Origin of the sequence: Sphingobacterium sp. WOUb80, from assembly GCF_050058145.1 — a bacterium.
Lineage (GTDB): Bacteria > Bacteroidota > Bacteroidia > Sphingobacteriales > Sphingobacteriaceae > Sphingobacterium.
In genome coordinates, this window is record NZ_CP165617.1 from 1,705,903 (window position 1) to 1,723,621 (window position 17,719).

A 17,719-nucleotide genomic window follows, 5' to 3' on the forward strand; every position below is an offset into this window, starting at 1 on the left:
GTAAAGGTAGTTTTGCATCTAGGCAAAAGGGCAACGCGAAACTGACTAAGAATAACGCAAGACGGACTTTATGGATTCTCAACTAACGATACATCGAGATTTAAGCAATATACCGCATGCTTTCTTAAAAGAAGAACATCGAGTGATTGTTGCTGAGCAAGGGAAAGGCCAATTCAGGTTCAAAGAGAAATCATTAAAAAACATGCAAATTATCAGTTGTGACTACGAACTAGAAAGACAACAGGATCTGTTGATTAATGTACGTAACCATGCCTTGAAGATGCATTTTAGGTTGCATGGTGATTCCGTATGTGTTTGCAATCAGGAAGGTTTATTTGGATTGCAGACAGGACAACATAGTCTGATGTACCACCGAGACTGTGAAACCAAAGTGGAAATGAAACCTACTGTAAAAAAAGGCAAATTTCTTGAAATCATGCTGTCACAAGATCTTTTCGAAAGCTATTTCAGTGATGGCAATGATTTCCAAAAAAGCTTTTTAGATCAGACCTTAACAAAATCACATTTATGGACCGATCAGAGTCTCACCATAAGTCCACACATTTATGCAATTTTGGATAACCTGTTGCACGCTCCCTATCAGGGGGCTTTACAAAATTTCTACTTGGAGGCAAAGGTTACGGAACTTTTACTAGTACAAGTGGACGCTTTTGAAAAAGACAGTCCAATGACCGATCTTAAATTTACCGTAAAGGAAATAGAGCAAATTCATTACGCTAAAGAACTTATGAGCCAGAACCTTCAAAATCCACCAACGATAAAGGTATTAAGCAAAGTAGTAGGTTTAAACACAAAAAAACTAACACTGGGTTTCAAAAGTATATTCGGTAATACCATCTTTGGATTTGTAAAGGAGTCTCGTATGTGTGAAGCAAAAAGACTCTTATTGGACGAGAAACGCTATATTAATGAGGTTAGCGAGCTGATGGGCTATCGCAATCCCCAACATTTTACAGTTGCTTTTAAGAAATATTATGGGATACTTCCAAGTCGTTTTAAAGCTTAAGATAAGCTAATATAAGATTGCCATATTCATTATTTATGGCTGGCCAATTAGCACGGATAGCAAAAATTTGTTTTGCTCCAGCTTCCTTTATAAATATTACATCATCGTATACATTTTTGGATTCATTCCGAAATGTTCTTTAAAAAGTTTGGAAAAATGACTGAGATTGGTAAAACCCAATTTATAACCGACCTCCGAAACAGAATATGGTCCCTCTTTGAGTAGAAGTGCCGCTTCATTCATCCTAAATCTTTGATAATAACTAAATATACTATCCCCAAACACCTGTTTGAATAACCGTTTCAGTTTGGTTGGGCTCATTCCGAATGCTATTGATAGTTCACTGATTACTGGAGGAATGTGGAGATGCTCAAGAATCTGATCCCTTATTTTATAGAGGATTGAGATATCATAATTGTTTATTGCATATATATGCTTTTCGTCCCGCTTCTCCAGTTCCATAAGCAACCGACAGATCAGCTCCTCAGACTTGATCCGCTTTAAGAGCAATTCGAATGTATCGCTAATTGGATCTGTCATAATTTCATCGACAACTCTTTGTAATGTAGGATAAATAAGCTGTTCAAAAAGATAGGGTTGCGTATTTTGAATAAGACGCTTTAAAATCTGTGACTGTGAAGTGCCCGTTAATAATTTACTCAGGTAGGCTGTGTCTACTTCTATATTAATGGTAGACGTATTGGAATGGATAGCAATTATTTCATCTGTATTAATACGACTTGTTGCAATTAAAACAGATGGTATCCCGCTAGCACGCTCCCGTGGCAATACTGTTTCCAGTTTGGGAAAAATGTTCTGAAATTTAAAAAAAATCAATTTTTTGGTTTCGTCCAGCTCTGGGTTTTCAACTTCAATATTTTGATTCAGCTCATAATTGCTGATCAGCATCCTGATATGTTCATTAAAAACAAAACCAATACAGTATCCTGATCCAAATTTGGTGGGGATCTCTAATTTTCTATTCTTTACTTCCGCTCCCAGAATATCAGCAAGCTTTTGAAGAACACTTGGAACCGTTTGATCATCTCTTTTCATTGAAGTCCTTTACGACTATTTTTAAGTCCAATATAGATATTTTATTTCTAAAATGACGTGCAACTTTGTATTGATCTTAAACAAGAAAACGAAGTATGTTACTCAAGGATAAAAAGACAGCAATCATAGGTGGAGGTCCAGCTGGGCTTATCTTAGCCAAGCTGCTACAGCAAAGTGGTGCTCATGTGACCGTTTATGAAAGAGACAAAGATCCACTTGCGAGAATCCAGGGCGGTACTCTTGATCTACATAGGGGGGCTGGTCAAGAAGCGCTAAAAAAAGCAGGGCTACTGGATAACTATTATGCTTTGGCAGTCCCCATGGGAATTATCATGACTAATGAAAAGGGCGAATCTCTATTCACAAAACAAGTAACTCCAGAAAATCGATATGATAATCCCGAGATTAACAGGAATATACTACGGAAAATGCTATTGGATAGCTTAAATTATGACACTGTAGCTTGGGATAGCAAATGTAGGAGACTTGAAGTCTCAGGTGGACAGTGGCTTATTCATTTTGAAAACGGTATGCGAGAAATTGCGGATCTCGTTATTGTTGCTAATGGTGGTATGTCGGGTCTGAGGTCGTATGTTACAGATGCTTATGTGGAGGAAACAGGAACAATCATCATTCAGGGTGACATTACTGACCCAAAAATCCAAACCCCAGAGTTTTACCAATGGTGTAATGGGCATAGGTTGATGACGGCTCATCAAGGCAGCTTGTTAGTTGTCAATCCAGAAAATAATGGGACATTGACCTACGGAATTATTTTTGAAAAACCAGAAACATGGAAGGATGATAAGGAATCGGATTTTAACGATATGCAATTTATCCGTACATTTCTTTTAGATCGATTGAACGATTGGGATGGGCGATTCAAAAAATTACTCCAGTCTACAATATCATTTAGCTGTCTCCCGACAAGAAAACTTCCCTTGGACCAAGCTTGGAAAAGTGACCGTCCTATACCGATAACGCTTATTGGTGATGCGGCTCATTTGATGCCTCCTTTTGCAGGTCAAGGTGTGAATACAGGTTTACTAGATGCATTGGTCCTGTCAGAAAAACTGACCGATAATACCTATGATTCGCTGACAACTGCAATTGAAGCATATGAAGAACAGATGTTTATATACGCACGGGAAGCACAGCTTGCATCAAGCAAAAACGAAATTGAAATGCGTCGACCTGAATTTACTTTTCAGCAACTATTTCAACAAGAATAATAGATAATCGCCCCATTATTATCTTACCTATTCATGCAAAGACCTAAGAACTTACAGCCTTCTCATACGAGACGAGTGATTCTCTAAAAGAAAAGCCCATTATCCAAGAATGATCTGTATAATGGGCTCTATTAGATAAAATCTAGTTACTAGGGCCTTAAATGATAGGCTTTAGGTTGAACAAACGCTCGGATACCTTGGGCTGACAAAGTCGAACCCAACCCTGAATTTCGTCTTCCAGACCAAGGCACATTAGGACTTACCCGGTCGCAGCAATTCCAGTATACTGTTCCAGTATCCATCTGGTCAAGAATACGCATTGCTCTGTCGCGATCTGAAGAAAATACCGCTGCAGTAAGGCCGTAGGCTGTATCTTGCATCAGACCTATTGCTTCTTCATCGGAAGAGACCTTTTGAATGCCAATTAATGGCCCAAAGGTCTCGTCGCACATGAGTGCCATACGATGGTCACAATGGTCGAAAACTGTAGGGGCATAATAATATCCTTTTCCCTCTAATACATGACCGCCTAATCGTAGTCGTGCTCCCTTTTGTAACGCATCCTTTACTTGATCCTCCAGAACAACCAACTGTTCGGCACGAGTTAAAGGACCGATAAACGTGTCTACATCCATGGGATCACCAACCCTATAGGACGCAACTTCTTCAATAAAGGCCTCAACAAACCTGTCGTATATCAACGCTGAAACATAGATACGTTCAACCGCACAACAGCTCTGTCCATTATTGTAGAACGCTCCTTCCGCCGCCGAAACCGCAGCCTGCTTGATATCTGCCACATCGTCGGCAACATATAGCGGGTCCTTTCCGCCTAACTCAAGCTGTACCGGAACCAGTTTATGTGCAACCGTCGTGGCAATATGCAAGCCTGTTTTGTAGGATCCTGTAAAGAAATAACCATCCAATGGCAATGATAGGATATGCTCGCCAATCCTCCCATCTCCAACAATACAATGAAATACATTTTCCGGAATGCCTGCCTGATAAAGATATTTTGCAAACTGCAAGCCTGTCAAAGTAGCAAATTCAGATGGTTTATAGAGAACCGCATTGCCCGCAACCAAAGCATACAGAAAAACATTAAACCCGACGTTATATGGAAAATTCCATGCAGAGATATTAGCAATCACCCCTAAAGGTTCATATCGGATGTTTTCCAAAGTAGCTCCTTCACTTACTACCACCTCTTCTGAAAGCCATTTGGTGGCATTTTTTCGAAGATGCTCAATACGGTTCTGTGCGCCGTTAATTTCGTTAAGTGATTGTGTTATGGGTTTGCCCGTTTCATTGGTAAGGATTTCAGAAAGTTCCTGTTTATTTGCCAAGATCAGCTGCCCAAACTGTATGATGCACTCCAAGCGATCTTGTAAAGGGACTTTAGCCCAGTCCCGCTGCCCTTGTTTTAGTAAGGATAGTGTATTTTCCAACTCAACTGTGGTGGAAGAAGGCAACGTTGCCGCTACAGCGCCAGTTGCAGGATTCCTAATTTCTATGTTGTCTTGCATGTTCGATAAAAACATTAAAAATCAAATTTTCATCTAAAAGTATTCCCTTCTGTGTTTGGGAAAATTCGGGATGCCATTGAACGCCCATGACCTTACCCGGAGCCTCTTTAATATAGCCAAATGCTTCCACAAATCCATCTTCCGAGCGCGCATATACTTCGAGGTCGCGGCCAAGATCTTTGACCGCCTGATGATGTACAGTGTTGACCAATGGGTTAAGAACATGGCCATATAACCGGTCGAACAGTGTTCCTTGTTCGATATGTATCGGATGATTGATCTGATCATATAAGCTTGCTGATCGGTGTAGACCCGCTTCAGGTAGCTGGCTGGCGATATCCTGATACATTGTACCTCCAAAATACACATTCATCAACTGAAAGCCGCGGCAGATTCCTAAGACCGGCTTATGGTGTTTCATGGCATAATCCAATATTTTTAACTCATATTGATCCCTATACGCATCCCCTTTCCAAGAACCTATTGGTTCCTCCCCATAATGCTGTGGAGCTATATCACTCCCCCCCTGAAGAATTATACCGTCCATCTGATCTAGGATATCTTCTAGTAATGTTCCCTCAAGATCAGGCAATAACACAGGGAGTACACCTTTTTTACCTATCCATCTGGCCATATCATTTTCCATATAGCTCAATGACTTATGACCAAAGACTGCCCTTTCAATATCTGGATAGAAAAAACAAGCGCTGACACCAATTTTTACCATATTACCTTCCTTCATATGCGGTCTCATAAATAGCTCGAAAATCTGCTGTACTAACAGGTTTAGGGTTTGATGGATGACAAAAATCGGCAAATGCCAGTTCCGATAGCGGTTCCAAATGATGCTTTTCTACACCGATGGCCGATAGTTTTGTCGGAAGCCCTAAGCGTGTATTGAGATCAAATAGATAGTCAACGACTCGATCTCCAGCGTTGTTACCAAGCCCCAAGGCCATGGCCATACGCTCGAAACGATCTTCAAAACCGGCATAATTAAACTGCATTCCATAAGGTAGATTCACGGCATTGGCCAGTCCATGATGCGTGTCGAGAAGTGATGATAAAGGATGTGCCAAGCTATGGACCACGCCTAATCCCTTTTGAAAGGCAATAGCCCCCATCAGTGACGCCAAAAGCATGTTTGAACGCGATGCCAAATCGGACTCCTTAGTGGCCTTCTCAATTGAGCTGGCTACCATCGCCATTCCTTCAAGAGCTATACCATCACACATCGGATGATACCCTTTGGCCAGATAGGCTTCCATATTATGCGTAAGGGCGTCCATTCCCGTCGCCGCCGTAATAAACGGTGGAAGGTCCATTGTAAGCAAGGGATCCGCAAATACTATCCTTGCCATTAACCTCGGGCTAAACAAAATCCGCTTTTTCTTGGTTTCATCTTCGGAAATAATGGCGCTGCGTCCTACCTCGCTTCCTGTTCCTGCTGTCGTCGGTACTGTGATCAATGGTGGTATTTCATTGGTCACATAGATATCTCCGCCGATCAGATCATCATAGTCAAACAGGTCCCGATGATGGTTTGCACGCAAAGCTATCGCTCGGGCAACATCCAGTGCCGCACCACCACCAATACCAATAATGGAATCTCTATTTTGCCCCCTAAATACATCCCCACCTAAAAGAACGTCTGATTTTACGGGGTTTTTGTGCAGGTCATAAAAGACAATTACATCAATCCCTTTATGAGTCAACTTCTGCTGAATATCTTTAAAAAATGGCAGTTCGGCGATTGTGGGATCGGTTACTAACAACGGACGATTAAGTCCGTGCGCCAACAGGTAGTCAGGCAGTTCATTGATTGCTCCGGCACCAAAACGGATTGGCGTCGGAAAATTAAAACCATAAATTTTTGCTGTATCCATCGTTCAGTTAAATAATTTCAAAATATCTTTTTGTTTCCCAATCAGTTACTTGTTCTGAAAACTGCCGCCACTCCCATATTCTGGATTTGCAGAAATGGTCGACAAACTTTTCGCCAAATAATTGAGATGCTACTTCTGATTGTGCCATTCGGGTAGTGGCTTCAAATAGATTTCTTGGCAAGATCCCATGCTGGAGATCTTTATAGCCATTGCCAACAGTATGTGCATTTTCTAGTGACAACTTATGTTTGATACCATATAGTCCACTTGCTAAACATGCAGCTATAGCCAGATAAGGATTCACATCCGATCCAACAACACGATGTTCAATACGTGTCGCTTTGGCTCCCCCTTCAATAACCCGAAGCGCTGTAGTACGGTTATCTATGCCCCAAGTCAGTGTTGTCGGCGCCCAGGCCCCCTCAGTTAACCTTTTGTAGCTGTTAACAGTAGGTGCAAACAGCGGAAGTATATCCGGCAAACAATACAATTGACCTGCAAGAAAATGCTTCATCAGTGGGCTCATTCCAAGCTGGTCTCCTTTATCATAAAAGAGGTTTCTGTCTTTATTGAGATCCCAAAGGCTCTGATGTATGTGCCCACTGCAACCTGGCAGCTCTTTTGTCTGCTTAGCCATGAAACTCGCAGTGATACCATGTTTCTTTCCAATTTCTTTTACAGCAGATTTGAAGAGTGTCGCCCTATCTGCAGCTTCAAGAGCGTCACTGCATTGGATCGCAGCTTCAAGTACACCTGGTCCCGTCTCTGTATGTAATCCTTCAAGTGGTACACCAAACTTTTCCAGCATGGCTAACAGGTCCTGAAAAAAACCATAATTATCGGACATCCGTAAGATGGAATAGCCAAACATACCTGAAGTAATTGGTATCATATCTTTGAAGACACTTACTGAAGATCCGTTATTTGCCTTCACAAAATTAAACCACTCGAATTCCTGTGAAAAAATTGGCTTATACCCGGCAGCCTCTGACTGTGAAATAATATTTTTGAGGAGTGATCTTGGGCATACATTCTGATCCCGCGAAATTGGGGAATCAAAATCAGCTAGAAAAAAAGGAATATCTTCCTGCCAGGGAATTAGCCGAAATGTATTTCCATCTATACGTGCAGGGAAATCGCCATATCCCGTATGCCAACCCGTAATTTCCACGTTATCATAGACCTGATCGTTAACATCCCATCCAAACACCACCGAACAAAATCCGAATTCATTGTCAAGCGCAGAGATAAACTTATCACGGTGCATAAATTTACCCCTTAAAACACCGTCTATATCGGCAACAGCCACTTTCACATGTGTGCTTGTACTCTCTTTTAGTTTGGAGATAATTTCATTTTTATCGATCATAATTTGATGGTTTTGTCCTTGTCAAGGAAGATTAGGAAATAGAGATAGGATAAGATAACAAGCCCAAAGAATAATAAGGCTGTCAATGGGTTATAATATATCATTGCAATAAGGCACACCACGGCAATAATCAACGCAATCATTGGAAACATGGGATACATAGGGACTTTGAAGGGACGTTTCAGCATCGGTTCTTTTTTTCGCAGAGCAAAAAATGACCACATAGATATAATGTAAAGACATATAGCACCAAAGCAAGCGATGGTAATAATGCCTGCTGTCTTGCCCGTAAGCAGTGCTATGATCCCAATAGCCATATTGATCAGCAGTGCATTGGCTGGGGTTTTAAATCGCGAATGTACTTTCCCGAGTATTGAGGGTGCATACCCTACCCTTCCAAACTCAAATGTAGCCCTGCCACCAGCGAGAATGATACCGTGAAAAGAGGCTATAAGCCCCAAAAGACCAACACCTATGAGTAATTTATAGAGAATATGGTGATTATCAATCACATTAGCAATGGCGAGTGGCAATGGTGAATCCGATGGCTCTGTACTGCCGACAGGATACACAACGGCTTCCCAGCCGGCGACGCCAACCGCAGATAAAAATGTGATGATACAGAGTACAACTAAAGTTACGATTGCTGATCCAAAGCCAATTAATACATTCTTCTGCGGATTGATTGTTTCTTCCGCGACATTAGCCACGCCTTCAATAGCTAGAAAGAACCAAATTGCAAAAGGAATTGCTGCAAAAATACCGGAGAAGCCATGAGGCAGCGCATTACGTTCAAGATTGGAAAATTCGAATACTGGTAGTGTCACACCAGCGAATATCAATAATTCAACAACTGCCAAAACTGTCACGACTAATTCAAATGATGCAGCAAGCTTTACGCCCAGAATATTCATCGAGGTAAAAATGAGATAAGCTCCAATAGCAAAACTCAGGTAGCTAACCGATGGGTGTAATAGATGTAAGTAAGCTCCTATTGCCGCTGCTATTGCAGGCGGAGCAAACACAAATTCAATATTTTGTGCAATTCCAGCAACAAATCCCAAGTGCTTGCCCAATCCCCTATTGGCGTATTCAAAGGCTCCACCGGCTTTGGGAATCGCACAGGCCATCTCCGTATAGCTGAAGGTGAATGTCAGGTACATGATAATAACGAATATTGTAGCAATGGCTAACCCCAATGTGCCTCCCTCAGCCAAACCGAGATTCCATCCAAAATACATTCCCGAGATTACATAGCCTACACCTAAACCCCACAACATAACAGGACCAAGGACTTTCTTTAATTGAGGCTCACTCATAATTTTATTTAGGTTGGTAAATTGATGTAATTAACTAAAATAAATTTACTACTTATTGTTTAAATTGTAGTGTTATATATCTATAATTATACCTATTTTAGTAAAACAATATTATTATATTCATTTTCATAGTGTATAGGATCTAACTATATTCTTTGAAATATTTTTTTTAGAATTAATTTACTGCCCTAATGAAATTGGATGAGAAGGATCTCATGATTTTGGACCTGTTGCAACAGGATGCCAACATAAGCAACAAGGAAATATCAGACCGTGTTAGTTTATCAATGACTCCAGTATATGAAAGGATTAAGAAATTGACAGCAAACTCAGTTTTAAAGCAGCGTGTCTACCTGTTGGATAGAAGAAAACTTGATCTTAATTTGATGGTCTTGGTATCCATTAGCATGGAAAAGCATTCGAATGAAAGTGCTCTACTATTTATGGAAGAGATACAAAAATTTCCAGAGGTGGTCGAATGTTTTCACGTAACGGGCGCATTTGACTATCAAATAAAGGTGATGGTAAGGGATGTTGATCACTATCATGAATTCAATTTTAATAAACTAGCGACGATCAAAGGGATTAGACATATGGAAAGTTATTTTGTGATGAAGGAAATTGTGAATACAACCCGTCTTCCTCTGTTTCTCCCGCAAAATTACGATTAAACTTTTTTCTTTTACCAATATCACATTCCTCTTTCAACGATGACTGATCCTACTGAAGGCCATGGCAGGACTTATACCGGTGTAAAATAACGACCGTTTTAATTTGAAATCCATTTCAGCTTTAACGCGGTGGCATTTCCAATAGTCCTTGACCCAAGATCACATTCCACGGATTCCATATTGCGGTATAGCACAATTTTATCATTCTTTAGCCCAACAGCACTTACATTGCCTTTGGCCCAGCTATATGGCCAGTTAGTGAAATATCGTTCTGCTGAAGTGATCTTTATCATGTTAAACTGCTTTCCATTTTTCTCCGCCAATAGTATCTTCTCATTGCCGATCAGTACCAGCTTATTTGTTTGTATATATCCCGTATTAAATTCACTCCAATTTAGGCTGTCTGGCAATGTCAGCCATTCATTTATTGGTTGATCCTGTAAAATAGTAAAATCCTTCTTTGAAACTTTTCGACAACGACCATCAAATAGAATATACCAAAACGAGCGGTTATCAACAAATATGGGCGGATTGAATTCTGAGCCCGTTGCCAAAAATGGGAACAGTTTCTTTGCTGGACTGACGTTGTAGGATGAGTTACTGGAATCAGTCGCATAGATAATGTCTTGGCTCAGATAATAAATACTATCTCTTTTTGTCCATACGGCTTCTGGAGTGAGCCAGGTCCCCTTCAAAGTGAATAGGTGATTATCTTCGTAGCCATTAAATATAGCCGCATAATCCAGTCGATCTTCCTTTTTTGGCTGTATAGATCCTTCAATAAAAAATTTCGCGGTCACGCCATCATATTTCTCCAATCGAGCAGCAACAGCGATAGCGTGCCAATGGTCCGAAACGACATACACCGTATCTCCTCGTTGTATAATTCGCTGACCAGCTTCATTTTTTAAACGTCTGCTGAAAATATAATTCTGCACAGTTGTCTTCGAGTTTTCTTCTTTGAAGATTAAGCTTGATGGTACACCTTTACCAGCGAGCTGCATAGCCATTGAAGAGGCCTCGCAAATCTTGGATCCATGAGCTCCACATCCTCCCGAGACAATAACAGCATCTATCTTACGTATTCGGTAAAGCTGTGCAGCGACATCCACCCGACGTGTCAGCACATCAGGATTAGCCGAACCGAGCAGCAATAGAACATTTTTGTGCCCACTTGCCCAGCTATTGCTCAAAAAAAGAAATAGAAGGATTATTATGCAGCTTAGATTTTTCATGATAAATATAAATAGGCTTAAAAATAATACTTCTGATTGACTATTAGTCACAAAATAGACAAATTAAAAGTTAGATAGTCAATATACCTATTTCTTCCTCGATTATTGAATCGCCCCTTTAAATTTGGAGAGATGCAAAAAAGCTTTGCCCTCTATCCTGTCAGTCTAAATATTTCTAGAAATTTGATTTATATTTAGGTACCTAAAGTTTTTATATGTTAGAAAATTTTGAATTTTATCTATTTTTAGTTCTACTCATCACTATGCTGATCATGCTGGCAAAAAAAATCCAGGTTGCATACCCTGTTTTACTGGTACTGGCTGGACTAGCCATTAGTTTTGTACCAGGAGTTCCGCCCATAAAAATAGAACCCGAGTTAATATTTATAATTTTTCTTCCACCACTGTTATATGAAGCTGCCTGGTCGACCTCATGGAAAGAACTTTGGCGCTGGCGCAGGATTATTTTCAGTTTTGCCTTTGTTGTCGTGTTCTTTACAGCGTTATCTGTTGCGATTTTTGCAAACTATTTCATTCCGGGATTTTCCTTAGCGCTCGGCTTCCTACTCGGAGGCATCGTTTCACCTCCTGACGCTGTTAGTGCTGGAGCAATTTTAAAATTTGTAAAAGTGCCAAAAAGGCTGGCTTCGATTCTCGAAGGTGAAAGTTTGCTGAATGATGCTTCTTCTTTAATCATTTTTCGATTTGCCATGGTCGCCGCTGCGACAGGTCAGTATGTATGGTACCAAGCCGCCGGAAGCTTTATTTGGATGTGTATTGGCGGCGTGGGAATTGGCCTTGCAATCGCATATATTTTTTTGAAAATGCACAAACTTTTACCTACCGATTCCAATACAGATATACTGCTCACTTTCATCGCGCCTTTCTCAATGTACTTGGTGACGGAGCAGCTGCATGCTTCGGGCGTATTGGCCGTTGTAAGTGGTGGTTTATTCCTCTCTTATCGCAGCCATGATTTTTTGAGCAGTGCATCCCGGATTCGCACAGTAACAGTATGGGAAAGCTTTTGTTTTTTACTGAATGGTATAGTTTTTATGCTTATCGGATTGGATTTACCCGAAATTGTTTCAGGTTTAGGCGATACGGATATTTCTACAGCTATTGGCTATGGCGTAGCCGTTACTGTCGTACTGATTCTCGTTCGGGTGTTTGCAGGATACGCAGCAGTAATTACAACATTGATCATGAGAAACTTCATAACAGTTGCAGATGCACAATCACCAGGTTGGCAGACCCCTATAATCATCGGTTGGACTGGAATGCGCGGTGTTGTTTCCTTGGCCGCAGCACTTTCCATCCCATTAACTTTAGCTGACGGAACCCCTTTCCCACAAAGAAACCTGATCCTTTTCATCACTTTTGTTGTGATTCTTTTAACGCTGCTTGTCCAGGGATTAACACTTCCCTTTATATTAAGAAAAGTCAAATTGGTGGATAGAGATTTTGTAAGAAGCGAAAAGGAAATCGATTATGAAATCCAGAACAGACTCGCTCAGGTTGCAGTTGACAAAATCCGAAACGACTATGCAGATAAAGTTGAAAGTTTTCCAACCCTGAAAGATCAATTGCAGAAATATGAAAATCAATTACGGAGCTCCGAAATCATCATTAACTACGCAGAATACCGAAAAATCTATATAGACATTCTCGAAACGCAACGTATCTGGCTTATTAATAAAAACCGTGAGGAGCTTTTGTTGGACGAAGAAATTATTAGAAAACACCTCCGTTTACTGGATCTTCAAGAGGAAAGATTGAATATGAGAAGTTAGGTCATCCCTAGACCAGCTTGATGCTGTCGTTTAAGATCTGCAATAAAAACGCTATTGCAGATCTTAAACTAATAAACGCACTAATCTTCATCCAAATAAATATCGTGAACAACAAACTTGATATTTTTGTTAAATACAAGCATGTCTTCAACATCCTCAGAGTCTATGGCATAAAGGGTGTCCGCTCCTCCGTCATCCAAAAGTTCGGAGTCTGGTATAAGCTCAAAAAAAGTAATTCCCTGAACAATAGAAAGCTCTTCTACTTTAATATAAGATACATCTTGGCTTTTCCAAAGCGATAAGATCTCTTTGGAAAATAATTGATAATTATTTGTTTGGTTTGACATGGATGCAAATTAACAAAAAATTAGCTCATTGCATTCGCTTTATAACGTTTCCAATCAAACTGGATTCTATCTTAGTAATACTGTTGAAACCACCAACTCTATCACCCAATAACTATACGCTTATCAAACGCATTGGGCCAAGATGTAATAAGTCCGGTTGTTCATTCATAAGCTTTAAATAACGCTGTTCTGCTGTAAGATTTACTAACTCTCTTGATCTCATTTCATTGTCGGCAAAGGATTGCTGAAAAACATGAACACTAAAATCTTTGAACAACGGATTTCAGCATTTTCGGATATAGGCATCATTAAAAACTGTAATCAATTCCAAAAGATACATAGCGCGGCAAAAGCTGATATGATGTAATTGCTTGATAGGTATCCGTAAGGAGAGCCTGTTGAAAGGTCCTATTATTAAATATATTTTTAGCAGTAATATCAAATCTGGTTTTGATTTTCTTTACGTCATAGGAAATTGAGAAATCTGAAAAATAATATGCCTTTGATTTTGAGCCCATAAAATCACCGAAATGATAAGATTCATTTTTTAAATTTGCCTGTATACCAGTTCCCATATTTAAAAAGAGCTGGAGGAAACCATAGGTATTTTTTAATTGCATCTTATTTTCAACTGTATAGGATTTCGACTCTATCCGATAACCGCCATAGATATTCAATCGAGATCTCCAAACACTTCTGAACGAAAGCCCATAATCATAGGAGTCCGTATGAACCTGTCGGATACCTAACCCTTCAACAGCGGTTTCATAGGAAGAATAACGACCTTCAACATCAAACTTGAGATTACCATTTAATGGCTTCAGGTAATAATTGAGTTGTGCTTTAAAAAATGAAGATTTCTTATTCTTCAGCACAATTTGTCGGTTTATGGTGAAATTGGGATTTATCAAACTACTGGTGCTGATATAATTGGAAAAAGTATGATGCCCCAGGGATAAGCTTCCAAAAAATCTATCCAACAAATTACCTTGCGTGTAAGAAATGACACCACCGTAATTAGTCAGCAAAGCAATATTATCCAGTCCTTTTACAAAATTTCTAATCCCTATGGTGTAGTAATTCGGTACTATATCTGTTAGCTCACTATTATTCTGTCTTAATGAGAATGTTGCTTCTAGCTTTCCCTTATGATACATTGACCATCTGGTGGATAAACTGGGTGAGAATTGCAAATAATTTTTCTGATTTTCAGTTGATAGATCACCCCATCGGCTAGCTGCAAATCCGGCTCTCAGCTGCGGTGTTAATTCCCATTTTTTACGTTTTATTGTATATTTTGCCAAAATACTGCTGTTATTGGATCTGAGATGTAAATAATTGTTAAATCCATTGGGTGATAGTGCTTGACCATCATTGGTATGGAGAAAAAGGTTTGTAAGCAGTTTTTGATCTTTGTATTCGTTGCTAAGAGCCAATTCCAAATAATCACCTTGGATTGATTTCTTTACATACTGGGAGGTGATACCCAAATATTGGAGATCATTTTCGATATGTTGTGTTACATTTGCTACATCCTTTGTTTGAAAGAGATCTTCATAATAGTACTGATCTAGACCATAATCCAGCGGTGACCGCTGCAGGATCCAGCGGGCTGAACTGACAAGTGCTGCAGATGGCGAAACCTTAAAGGTATGTGTTATATTATGGTTAGTCAACACACCTTTACCCCATGTTAATTCTTTGCTTGCAACATCATTAAAGAGAATGCTCCCATTGTCATTCCTTTGAAGAGACCCCAGATTTCCAGTATAGACAAGAGTTGAACGCTTGTCGATATCATATTGCAGTTCCCACTTTGAGAAATAGTTGTTTGCCTCTTTGCTAAACTCATTGTTCTCTCTGTTGGTAAAACTGATATCCTCAACATGATAAGTTTGAATGGTATTGCGATAGAATGATTTCTTGGTCAGATTAACAAAACCGAGCCATTTAACTTTCAAATGTTCTAGCGGGTTCAGGATCATATTAAATGAATGCAACATATCTCGATTGAAATTTGTACGTCTATAGTCAAATCCCGGAAGTTCCAGACTATTATCGATGATAGTCGGTGTAGTTACTTCAGCACCAATTTGTCCCGCTTCATCTGTTTGACCGGAATAGAGTAAGTGATTGATGCTACTGACTGCATCAACCCCGTTATTATTGGCACTACTTAGAAGATAGTATTTATTTTTTTTGCCAAAATTCATTACATTGATACTTCCAGAATAATATTGCTTACCAACAGGTGTCCCTGAAATAGCGGCCGATCCAATCCATTGACTTTTACTATCTGCTTTGAGTGATAGATTCAGTGCTACTTTATCGGAATTTTCAATACCTTTGAGATGTTTATTATTCGAATATCGTTGCAAGATCTGTACCTTTTCCAAAGGCTGTACAGACATATTTTGTGTAAGGAGTCGGTAACCTTTCCCAAACAGGTCATCCCCTTCAACCATAACTTTTTCTACTTCCTTATCTCCTATCTTAATGATACCATCATTTCCTACGCTCAATCCTGGAATTTTCCTAAGAAGATCTTCAACAGTCCGCTCATCTCCTTGCAGAAAGGAACTTGTTTGAAGTTCAATAGTATCCCGGCCAAGTCTATAGGGCCGTTTTGCATGGACAAGAACCTCCTGCAATCTTTCGACACCTCCCGCGGATAGCTCAACATTCAATATCGTATCCGTTTTTTTTAACAAAACAGGTTCATTCAGCGTGTTGTAGCTCAGTGCTTTAAAACGTAAAACAATCTGATCTAACTGGATACCGTCAAACCGATATTGCCCAAACTGATTGGTAAAGGTATATTGGATGAGCCCACTACTATCTGCGGAACAAAGATCGACACGTACACTACCGAGCGGCTTTCCCGCCGATGTGACCTTTCCGCTCACACATACCTGTGCCTGTGAAACGGAAATGGTCATCCACATGCCGACAAATAGCCATGCACATCGTGCTGGGACCCTAATTCTCTTTATTTGATTTTTCCCATTCATAAACTTGTTCTACTGTACCGCGAACTTTCTTTCTTTCAACTGTTACACCTTCCATTGCCGGCATTTTACTTTCCATAATTCGCATCTGCTCCTGGATGACAGCTTCATCTTTCTGAACGAATTCCTGAAGAGATAATGCTGGTAAAGAATTTATGTAGGACTTACTAACTGGAACATCACCCGCATAAGGATACGATACCTCTTTAAGCATCCAATAATTAGGCGTGGCACTTTCATTATACAACATCACGATAAGTCCAGGTAGGCCCCCAAACTTATATGGGCCGACAGGAACTGGGATATCGTTTGTATAATATGCGGTCAGTTTAGTTCCACGATAGGTCGTTGTTGCTTTATGACAAATAAATTTACCTAAGGTATCGATGTCTCGATAGTCTGTATTCCAGGATAATTTAGGAAAATCATCATTGACGATATAGTTAACACCTTGGAGCGCGCGCGTTTCCTGAAGAGCATCTACATTGGCCTGCTGCATAACAATACGTCTATAACTGGCGCCGGTATTCAGAACCATGGAGAAGCTAGACGCAATTTCTCCGTCGGGAGTTTCAATTTCTCCTACCGTTGTTTTAAGGGGAACAGAATCCCGTACAGCTATTTTGCTCCCATTTTCGTAATAGACATCTTCCTTAAAAGTGGCTATAGCAGAGGGAATGTATTCATAGGAGGCGTGTAATTTCTGTGCATAGGTTGTAAACGATGCACATGTAAGCATTAGAAATAAAAGTTGCTTTTTCATTGTTTCGAATAAAGTTTAAGCGAGAGCGCAAACGCTCCCGCCAAATAAATTTGATTAATTAGTACCTAATGATTGGGATTACCATAATAGTTTTGATAATTCTGGATAGTTGCGCTGAACCATGCGCCGCAACTGCTATAAAACATATCATTTGCACCATAACTTGTGTACGTAAGAACCTGCGTATCAATTAGCTGACCGCTGGTGTTGTAAATACTCATCGTCAATCTGCAGAGCGTGCGGAATTTTCCCAACTTGATCTCTTTTGCTTCACCAATGATGTTTAAATTGGTCTTGGTTGCGGCATTTTTGTAAAGCACGGTTTTTTCTGCGGTCTTGTTCTCTACCGTTTTAGTGTTTGTCTTCGCAAAAGTAGCGGATGACATCAAGGCCAGCGCTGCGAAACTCATCAATAATTTTTTCATGTTTCTAAGTTTTAGATAATACATTGGAAGACCATCTTCCTTGTTAATTATCATAAAACTGC

General features: G+C 40.0%; 15 protein-coding genes. 4 read left to right on the forward strand and 11 right to left on the reverse strand.

The annotated features are described in order from the left end of the window. Nucleotides 1-70: 70 nt before the first annotated feature. Nucleotides 71-1,027 carry a helix-turn-helix transcriptional regulator gene (locus tag AB1Z56_RS06955; protein WP_309359331.1) on the forward strand — a complete coding sequence of 319 codons (957 nt, stop codon included), beginning with the start codon at nucleotides 71-73 and terminating at the stop codon, nucleotides 1,025-1,027. A 96-nt stretch (nucleotides 1,028-1,123) separates the two neighbouring features. Here the strand turns inward: AB1Z56_RS06955 and AB1Z56_RS06960 are convergent, their stop codons facing one another. Then, nucleotides 1,124-2,083 (reverse strand): helix-turn-helix transcriptional regulator, encoded by a 960-nt coding sequence (locus AB1Z56_RS06960; protein ID WP_426791533.1) that lies wholly within the window; start codon nucleotides 2,081-2,083, stop codon nucleotides 1,124-1,126. A gap of 95 nt (nucleotides 2,084-2,178) precedes the next feature. On the opposite strand from AB1Z56_RS06960, the gene AB1Z56_RS06965 reads away from it, so the two are divergent. Next, a complete protein-coding gene (locus AB1Z56_RS06965) occupies nucleotides 2,179-3,315 on the forward strand; it encodes an FAD-dependent oxidoreductase (RefSeq protein ID WP_426791534.1) in 1,137 nt (378 codons plus the stop codon). A 149-nt stretch (nucleotides 3,316-3,464) separates the two neighbouring features. Here the strand turns inward: AB1Z56_RS06965 and AB1Z56_RS06970 are convergent, their stop codons facing one another. Genes AB1Z56_RS06970 through eat form a run of 5 tightly spaced genes read right to left on the reverse strand, consistent with a single transcriptional unit; the run spans nucleotide 3,465 to nucleotide 9,415 of the window. After that, the gene (locus AB1Z56_RS06970; RefSeq protein WP_426791535.1) at nucleotides 3,465-4,841 is read right to left on the reverse strand and encodes an aldehyde dehydrogenase family protein; all 1,377 of its coding nucleotides are present in this window, start codon (nucleotides 4,839-4,841) and stop codon (nucleotides 3,465-3,467) included. Next, complete coding sequence (locus AB1Z56_RS06975; RefSeq protein ID WP_313263237.1) at nucleotides 4,819-5,583, reverse strand: gamma-glutamyl-gamma-aminobutyrate hydrolase family protein; 765 nt, start codon at nucleotides 5,581-5,583, stop codon at nucleotides 4,819-4,821. Before AB1Z56_RS06975 ends, AB1Z56_RS06970 begins: the two co-directional genes overlap by 23 nt. Then, the gene (locus AB1Z56_RS06980; protein WP_426791536.1) at nucleotides 5,570-6,727 is read right to left on the reverse strand and encodes an iron-containing alcohol dehydrogenase; all 1,158 of its coding nucleotides are present in this window, start codon (nucleotides 6,725-6,727) and stop codon (nucleotides 5,570-5,572) included. The genes AB1Z56_RS06975 and AB1Z56_RS06980 overlap by 14 nt, the downstream gene beginning before the upstream one ends. A 7-nt stretch (nucleotides 6,728-6,734) precedes the next feature. After that, the gene (locus tag AB1Z56_RS06985; RefSeq protein WP_426791537.1) at nucleotides 6,735-8,096 is read right to left on the reverse strand and encodes a glutamine synthetase family protein; all 1,362 of its coding nucleotides are present in this window, start codon (nucleotides 8,094-8,096) and stop codon (nucleotides 6,735-6,737) included. Further along, the gene (eat, locus tag AB1Z56_RS06990) at nucleotides 8,093-9,415 is read right to left on the reverse strand and encodes an ethanolamine permease (protein ID WP_426791538.1); all 1,323 of its coding nucleotides are present in this window, start codon (nucleotides 9,413-9,415) and stop codon (nucleotides 8,093-8,095) included. The genes AB1Z56_RS06985 and eat overlap by 4 nt, the downstream gene beginning before the upstream one ends. A gap of 191 nt (nucleotides 9,416-9,606) precedes the next feature. Between eat and AB1Z56_RS06995 the strand changes: the two genes are divergently transcribed. After that, the gene (locus tag AB1Z56_RS06995; protein WP_309359314.1) at nucleotides 9,607-10,086 is read left to right on the forward strand and encodes an Lrp/AsnC family transcriptional regulator; all 480 of its coding nucleotides are present in this window, start codon (nucleotides 9,607-9,609) and stop codon (nucleotides 10,084-10,086) included. Between the two features lie 98 nt (nucleotides 10,087-10,184). Here AB1Z56_RS06995 and AB1Z56_RS07000 read toward each other — a convergent pair whose 3' ends face one another. Further along, the gene (locus tag AB1Z56_RS07000) at nucleotides 10,185-11,321 is read right to left on the reverse strand and encodes a YdcF family protein (RefSeq protein ID WP_426791539.1); all 1,137 of its coding nucleotides are present in this window, start codon (nucleotides 11,319-11,321) and stop codon (nucleotides 10,185-10,187) included. A 215-nt stretch (nucleotides 11,322-11,536) separates the two neighbouring features. On the opposite strand from AB1Z56_RS07000, the gene AB1Z56_RS07005 reads away from it, so the two are divergent. Continuing rightward, complete coding sequence (locus AB1Z56_RS07005) at nucleotides 11,537-13,114, forward strand: Na+/H+ antiporter (protein WP_426791540.1); 1,578 nt, start codon at nucleotides 11,537-11,539, stop codon at nucleotides 13,112-13,114. 80 nt (nucleotides 13,115-13,194) lie between these two features. On the opposite strand, the gene AB1Z56_RS07010 is transcribed toward AB1Z56_RS07005, so the two are convergent. From AB1Z56_RS07010 to AB1Z56_RS07025, 4 genes are all read right to left on the reverse strand, one after another. After that, the gene (locus tag AB1Z56_RS07010) at nucleotides 13,195-13,461 is read right to left on the reverse strand and encodes a hypothetical protein (RefSeq protein ID WP_309359308.1); all 267 of its coding nucleotides are present in this window, start codon (nucleotides 13,459-13,461) and stop codon (nucleotides 13,195-13,197) included. Between the two features lie 308 nt (nucleotides 13,462-13,769). Further along, nucleotides 13,770-16,472 carry a hypothetical protein gene (locus tag AB1Z56_RS07015; RefSeq protein ID WP_426791541.1) on the reverse strand — a complete coding sequence of 901 codons (2,703 nt, stop codon included), beginning with the start codon at nucleotides 16,470-16,472 and terminating at the stop codon, nucleotides 13,770-13,772. Beyond that, complete coding sequence (locus AB1Z56_RS07020; protein WP_309359305.1) at nucleotides 16,441-17,232, reverse strand: GLPGLI family protein; 792 nt, start codon at nucleotides 17,230-17,232, stop codon at nucleotides 16,441-16,443. Before AB1Z56_RS07020 ends, AB1Z56_RS07015 begins: the two co-directional genes overlap by 32 nt. A 65-nt stretch (nucleotides 17,233-17,297) precedes the next feature. Next, nucleotides 17,298-17,657, reverse strand: a complete 360-nt coding sequence (locus tag AB1Z56_RS07025) for a hypothetical protein (protein ID WP_426791542.1) — start codon at nucleotides 17,655-17,657, stop codon at nucleotides 17,298-17,300. Nucleotides 17,658-17,719 lie beyond the last annotated feature (62 nt).

Excerpts from the sequence above, each read along its gene's own strand:
- AB1Z56_RS06955 (WP_309359331.1), top strand. The coding sequence starts at position 71 with ATGGATTCTCAACTAACGATACATCGAGATTTAAGCAATATACCGCAT.
- AB1Z56_RS06960 (WP_426791533.1), bottom strand. The coding sequence starts at position 2,083 with ATGAAAAGAGATGATCAAACGGTTCCAAGTGTTCTTCAAAAGCTTGCT.
- AB1Z56_RS06965 (WP_426791534.1), top strand. The coding sequence starts at position 2,179 with ATGTTACTCAAGGATAAAAAGACAGCAATCATAGGTGGAGGTCCAGCT.
- AB1Z56_RS06970 (WP_426791535.1), bottom strand. The coding sequence starts at position 4,841 with ATGCAAGACAACATAGAAATTAGGAATCCTGCAACTGGCGCTGTAGCG.
- AB1Z56_RS06975 (WP_313263237.1), bottom strand. The coding sequence starts at position 5,583 with ATGAAGGAAGGTAATATGGTAAAAATTGGTGTCAGCGCTTGTTTTTTC.
- AB1Z56_RS06980 (WP_426791536.1), bottom strand. The coding sequence starts at position 6,727 with ATGGATACAGCAAAAATTTATGGTTTTAATTTTCCGACGCCAATCCGT.
- AB1Z56_RS06985 (WP_426791537.1), bottom strand. The coding sequence starts at position 8,096 with ATGATCGATAAAAATGAAATTATCTCCAAACTAAAAGAGAGTACAAGC.
- eat (WP_426791538.1), bottom strand. The coding sequence starts at position 9,415 with ATGAGTGAGCCTCAATTAAAGAAAGTCCTTGGTCCTGTTATGTTGTGG.
- AB1Z56_RS06995 (WP_309359314.1), top strand. The coding sequence starts at position 9,607 with ATGAAATTGGATGAGAAGGATCTCATGATTTTGGACCTGTTGCAACAG.
- AB1Z56_RS07000 (WP_426791539.1), bottom strand. The coding sequence starts at position 11,321 with ATGAAAAATCTAAGCTGCATAATAATCCTTCTATTTCTTTTTTTGAGC.
- AB1Z56_RS07005 (WP_426791540.1), top strand. The coding sequence starts at position 11,537 with ATGTTAGAAAATTTTGAATTTTATCTATTTTTAGTTCTACTCATCACT.
- AB1Z56_RS07010 (WP_309359308.1), bottom strand. The coding sequence starts at position 13,461 with ATGTCAAACCAAACAAATAATTATCAATTATTTTCCAAAGAGATCTTA.
- AB1Z56_RS07015 (WP_426791541.1), bottom strand. The coding sequence starts at position 16,472 with ATGAATGGGAAAAATCAAATAAAGAGAATTAGGGTCCCAGCACGATGT.
- AB1Z56_RS07020 (WP_309359305.1), bottom strand. The coding sequence starts at position 17,232 with ATGAAAAAGCAACTTTTATTTCTAATGCTTACATGTGCATCGTTTACA.
- AB1Z56_RS07025 (WP_426791542.1), bottom strand. The coding sequence starts at position 17,657 with ATGAAAAAATTATTGATGAGTTTCGCAGCGCTGGCCTTGATGTCATCC.